This is a genomic window from Microbacterium sp. gxy059 (genome assembly GCF_050958665.1).
Taxonomy (GTDB): domain Bacteria; phylum Actinomycetota; class Actinomycetes; order Actinomycetales; family Microbacteriaceae; genus Microbacterium.
Genome location: NZ_JAMXWT010000043.1, coordinates 1 through 4,420, shown reverse-complemented (window position 1 = coordinate 4,420; position 4,420 = coordinate 1). Strand labels below are relative to the sequence as shown.

The 4,420-nt window shown below is 68.3% G+C and carries 5 protein-coding genes; all 5 read left to right on the top strand.

All coding sequences use genetic code 11. The features are described from left to right. Positions 1 to 98: 98 nt before the first annotated feature. Positions 99 to 419 (top strand): hypothetical protein, encoded by a 321-nt coding sequence (locus NHL53_RS14505; protein ID WP_433777605.1) that lies wholly within the window; start codon positions 99 to 101, stop codon positions 417 to 419. 21 nt (positions 420 to 440) lie between these two features. Next, entirely contained in the window at positions 441 to 1,610 is a 1,170-nt protein-coding gene (locus NHL53_RS14500; protein WP_433777604.1) for a hypothetical protein, read from the top strand. A gap of 7 nt (positions 1,611 to 1,617) precedes the next feature. After that, entirely contained in the window at positions 1,618 to 2,250 is a 633-nt protein-coding gene (locus NHL53_RS14495) for a hypothetical protein (protein WP_433777603.1), read from the top strand. Continuing rightward, positions 2,243 to 2,887: a hypothetical protein gene (locus NHL53_RS14490; protein ID WP_433777602.1), complete on the top strand. Its 645-nt coding sequence runs from the start codon at positions 2,243 to 2,245 to the stop codon at positions 2,885 to 2,887. The genes NHL53_RS14495 and NHL53_RS14490 overlap by 8 nt, the downstream gene beginning before the upstream one ends. A gap of 183 nt (positions 2,888 to 3,070) precedes the next feature. Then, a complete protein-coding gene (locus tag NHL53_RS14485) occupies positions 3,071 to 3,937 on the top strand; it encodes a hypothetical protein (RefSeq protein ID WP_433777601.1) in 867 nt (288 codons plus the stop codon). Positions 3,938 to 4,420: the final 483 nt, after the last annotated feature.

Genomic DNA, 4,420 nt, shown 5'->3' with positions numbered 1-4,420 from the left:
TGGCGGGGTCGGGCTGATCAGCTCGACCCCGTACGCGCACGAGGCCGCATGGCCGTACCGTCGTACTGAGGCGCAGAGCGCCGTGGGGGAGAAGAACGATGCCTGATGTCGTCATCAGCTACAGCCAGCTGGACAGCCTGATCGGGAAGCTCAACGGGATCATCCCGGAGCTCGAAGAGGGCAGCAAGGGGGCTGCCCTGCGCGACGCCATCGGTGAGCCCTTCGAACGCAGCGAGCTCACCGAGAAGGCCGAGGATACCGAGGACCGGTGGAACGACAAGCGAGAGTCGCTTGTCAAGGACCTCACGAAGATCCGCGACTTCGCGCAAGAGATCTATGACGAATACCAGACATTCGATGACGAGGCCGCGTCGGAGTTCGAAGCGGGCTCCGATGTGCCCGGGAACTCCGATTACTGACTCCGGACGACGAGGAACATCATGACCGCTGACAGATGCTGGGCTCCGGGAGCGTACGTCAACTGGCCGAACACTCCGGCAGGACGCGAGATCGCACGGTTCACGCCGTCTGCGAGCGATGTCGTCTCCACTGCTCAGGAGATGGTCGATCTCGCCACCGACATGAAGACGGCGGCCACAACGCTGCAGGCCGTCGCCGAGAGCGACGACGGACAGCAGGGCAAGGCCGTTGAGAAGCTGCGGGACACGGTCGACGATTCGTGGGAGATCCTGCGCACCGCCGGGGAGATGTACTACGAGACCGCGGCCGCGATCCGCGCCTACGGCGTGAGGATGGAGGGCGGCATCGCCGAGGCTGTCAACGGCGCATACATCCTCGCGGATCAGGCCTGGGGCGACTACGAGACGCTGCCCGGCGACCGGGACGGGGCGCAGACGGCTTCGGCCGATGACGATGACCCGAACGCCGCGGATGACGCATCCGAGAACCAGGACAAGTACCAGGCCTTCCAGGCATGGATGAACGCCGCGAATCACTGGGACGAGCAGTACGACGACTGGGAGACCGCGTGGAATGACGCGATCGACCGGATCGAGGACGCTCACGACGAGGGCATCGAGGATGGATGGACCGACATCCTCAAGTACGCGTACATCGTCCTGACGGTCATCGCCGTCATCGCGGGGATCGTGGCGTTCTTCGTCACTGCTCCGCTTGCGGTGCTGATCGCCGGAGCCATCGCGGCGGTCGCCGGCGTGCTGGTCGCCGTCGTGTCCATCGTGCGGTTCGCGCGGGGCGATACCGACAGCGTGACGACCCTGGTCCTGGACATCGTCTGCGCCATCCCGGGCATCGGGCCGATCGCCAAGCTCATCTCCAAGCTCGGTCCGGCGGGGATGAGGGTCGGCATCGGGGCTGCGAACCTCGCGGGCGACTTCATCCCCGGGGCGCTCCGGATCGGAGCGAACGGGATGCCCTATCGCTCCTTCGCGTTCGCCGAAGGCGTCTCCGACATGATCATCCGCGGCAGCGCGGGCTTCGGAGCGGCGCTCGACCTTCCTCAGTTCGCTCGCTTCGGCGATGCCTTCACCGACGCCTTCAAGGGGATGGAGCTGCACCTCGCGATGCCGGGGATCAACACGATCCTCGACGAGGGACGCAACTTCGTCATCGACTTCTTCCGGGACTGAGCGGAGCATGTGGAGTCTGCGATTCGATTCGGAGCTCGAACCCTGGGCGATCGTTCCTGAGGCGCACGAGCAGGAGCGCCGCGAGGGGTGGGCCGACGCGGTTGCGACGGCGGTCGAGGAGCGCTGGAACCCGGGAGGAGCAGTCGAGTTCTCCCAGGGCATCGACGCGGTCCTGCGCACCCTGCTCGAGCGTCGGCCCGCGGGAGTGCTGCGCGACCTCGTCACGTGGCCGCTCCCGATGGCATGGCCGGCTCGTGTGACATTCCTTCTCATGCGCTCGGAAGGCGCAGTCGACTGGGGGGATCGTGGCTACCGCTCGACGGTCTATCCCGACAGCCCGTTCGGCGCGGGGGTCCAGTACACCCGGCGCACCCCGGCTGACGAGGCCGGCAACGAGGAGTCCGTCGACTCGGTCATCGTGTTCGATCGCGGCGATGTCGCGCTCTGCGTGCGCGTCCACATCATGCCCGCGAACATGTACCTTCTCGTCATCGGAGAGATCGCCGACGCGATCAGCGCATGCTCGCTCACGGATGACGAAGGACGACTGTTCCACGCGTCCGGAGCAGAGCACAGGGTGCCGGGGGATGACGACATGTGGCCCGTGGCCCTCTCCGAGACGGCGGCCGCTCATGACTGACTCCTCGTCTTCGCTGCGCTCCCTGCTCGGAGCCCGCCCCGACCCGGAGTTCCAGCTCTCGCTGCCGAGGGGCTGGGAGCGGATGGAGCCGACGCAGGAGGCGCAGGACGAGCTCGAACGTCGTCTGAGCCGTCGGTTCATGCACGCCGACGGCGGCCCGGAGACGATGCAGGCTTTCGCGCGGATCCGCGGGATGCTCCGACAGGCCGTCAAGGACATGCGGGAGCAGCGAGTGATCGCCTCCTTCGCGCCGACTGCCGATACGGACGACGTGCCCTTCCCCGTGCCGGCGTCGATCGTCGCGACGATCAGAACTGCGCCCTCGACCGAGGAGATGGACGGGTACGTGAAGAACCTCATCTCCTCAGAAGGCGCTCGGCCGCTCACCGACAACACCTCGATCCTGCGTGTGGAGCGGGAGAACATCCGAGAGGAGGGCGGTGAGCGGGTGGTGCTGAGCTCGACTCTGTACGTCACGCCGGTGCCGGGCGCGCGTCGCAGACGCGCGCTCGAACTGCTTGCCGGATACGCGCGCCCGGCGGACATTCCGCGAGAAGACGAGCAGATCCAGGCAGTCCACGCCTTCTTCGACCTCATGGTCGCGACTCTGCGGTGGCGCGAAGCCTCTGTCGCCTAGATTCGGAGCATGACGTACGGGATGCCGCATCGCACGGAGCGGAGCGACGAGATCGACACGGGGCCGCTGCGCGCGCGTGTCACGCGTGCGGATGTCGCGGCGTATCGTGCGAGTCTCGGGGACGCGGGGGAGGAAGCCGACCTGCATGTGTCTCCTCTCCGGGGAAGGCAGCGGACTTTCGCGGTGATCGGCGCTGTCGTCGTGGTCGGCGTCATCGTCCTCGAGATCGCCGACGGTCCCGGGCTCTCGCCGAAGTTCGGCGGGGCGATGCTCGCGGGGCTCCTGCTCCTGGTCGGGTCGCTGCTCGGGCTGCGTCGCTCCTCGCTGGCGACGGCGTGCCGCATCGACCGGTTCGCCGAACGCAACGGGATGCGGTTCGACCGGTGGAGGGGCAGGTCGGGATACGCGGGGATGCCCTTCGCATACGGGAACGGACACCAGCGCCTGCACGTGGTGCGCGGTCGGCGAGACGGGATCCCCGTCGAGTTCGGGAACCTCCAGTACGACACCGTCCGGGCGATCCCGCGGCGCTGCGGGTACGTCGCGATCCGCCTCCCGGAGCGTCTGCCCCATATGGTGCTCGACGCGCGGCATTCGAGCGCCCTGTTCGGGCTGACGCTGCCGGTCCCGCCGCACGCCTCGCAGCGGGTGGACGTCGGGGCGGGTCGCTCCTTCACGCCGTACGCGGTCGACGGGGCGGACCGTGTGGCGAGGACGATGTTCGCGCCCGACGTCCTCGCGCTGTTCCAGGAGGTCGCGAAGCGGTTCGACATCGAGATCGTGGGCGACATGCTGTTCCTCTACTCGCGGGGCGATGCCTCCACGAACAGCGCGAAGCGGTGGGGCCGGCAGCTGAGCCTCGTCGACGCGCTCGTCGCCGCCATCCCGACGTGGTCCGTCTGGGAGCTCGCTCGGCGACAGAACCGAGGCCGCGGTGCGCACTACCCGGCGATGCGGACGTCGCACGCGCGGCAGACGGTCGTGCCGGTGGCGATCGGCGCGGCCGCGGCCGCGATCATCATCACTCTCTTCTTCGTGTTCGGGAGCTGACGTCGCGCGGGGTGCTCCCGGCGGGCCGCGATGCACGACTACGCCATCTCTCGGTGAGATGCCATGATCCCCGGGCGGATCGGGGTGCTCGGCCGCGGATCGGCGTCGTCGTGCATGGCACGACCTCGCGGCATGCGGCAGGGATCCTCACGGATCCCCGATCATCCGCGAGGATACGATTTCGGGAGACCGAGCGGGGGAGTGTGACGGCGTGCGGCGCGACAGGGGGATCCGGGGACATCGCGCCTGGCGAGGTGACCGGGCGGCGACCTCGTTCCGGCGGGCGACGGGCGTGGTCTCCCGGCTGACAGCTCCGCATCCCGCCATCGCCCCCAGCGCGGTGCGGCGGGATCCGCGTGCGCGACGGGAGAAGAGCCGATGAGTCTGCCTGCGGATCCATCGCTCGACACCCGCCCGCTGGCCCAGCGCGTGACGCGCGCAGAGGCCGAGAGGCACTTCGCAGACTCCGCGCAGGAGCCGGCT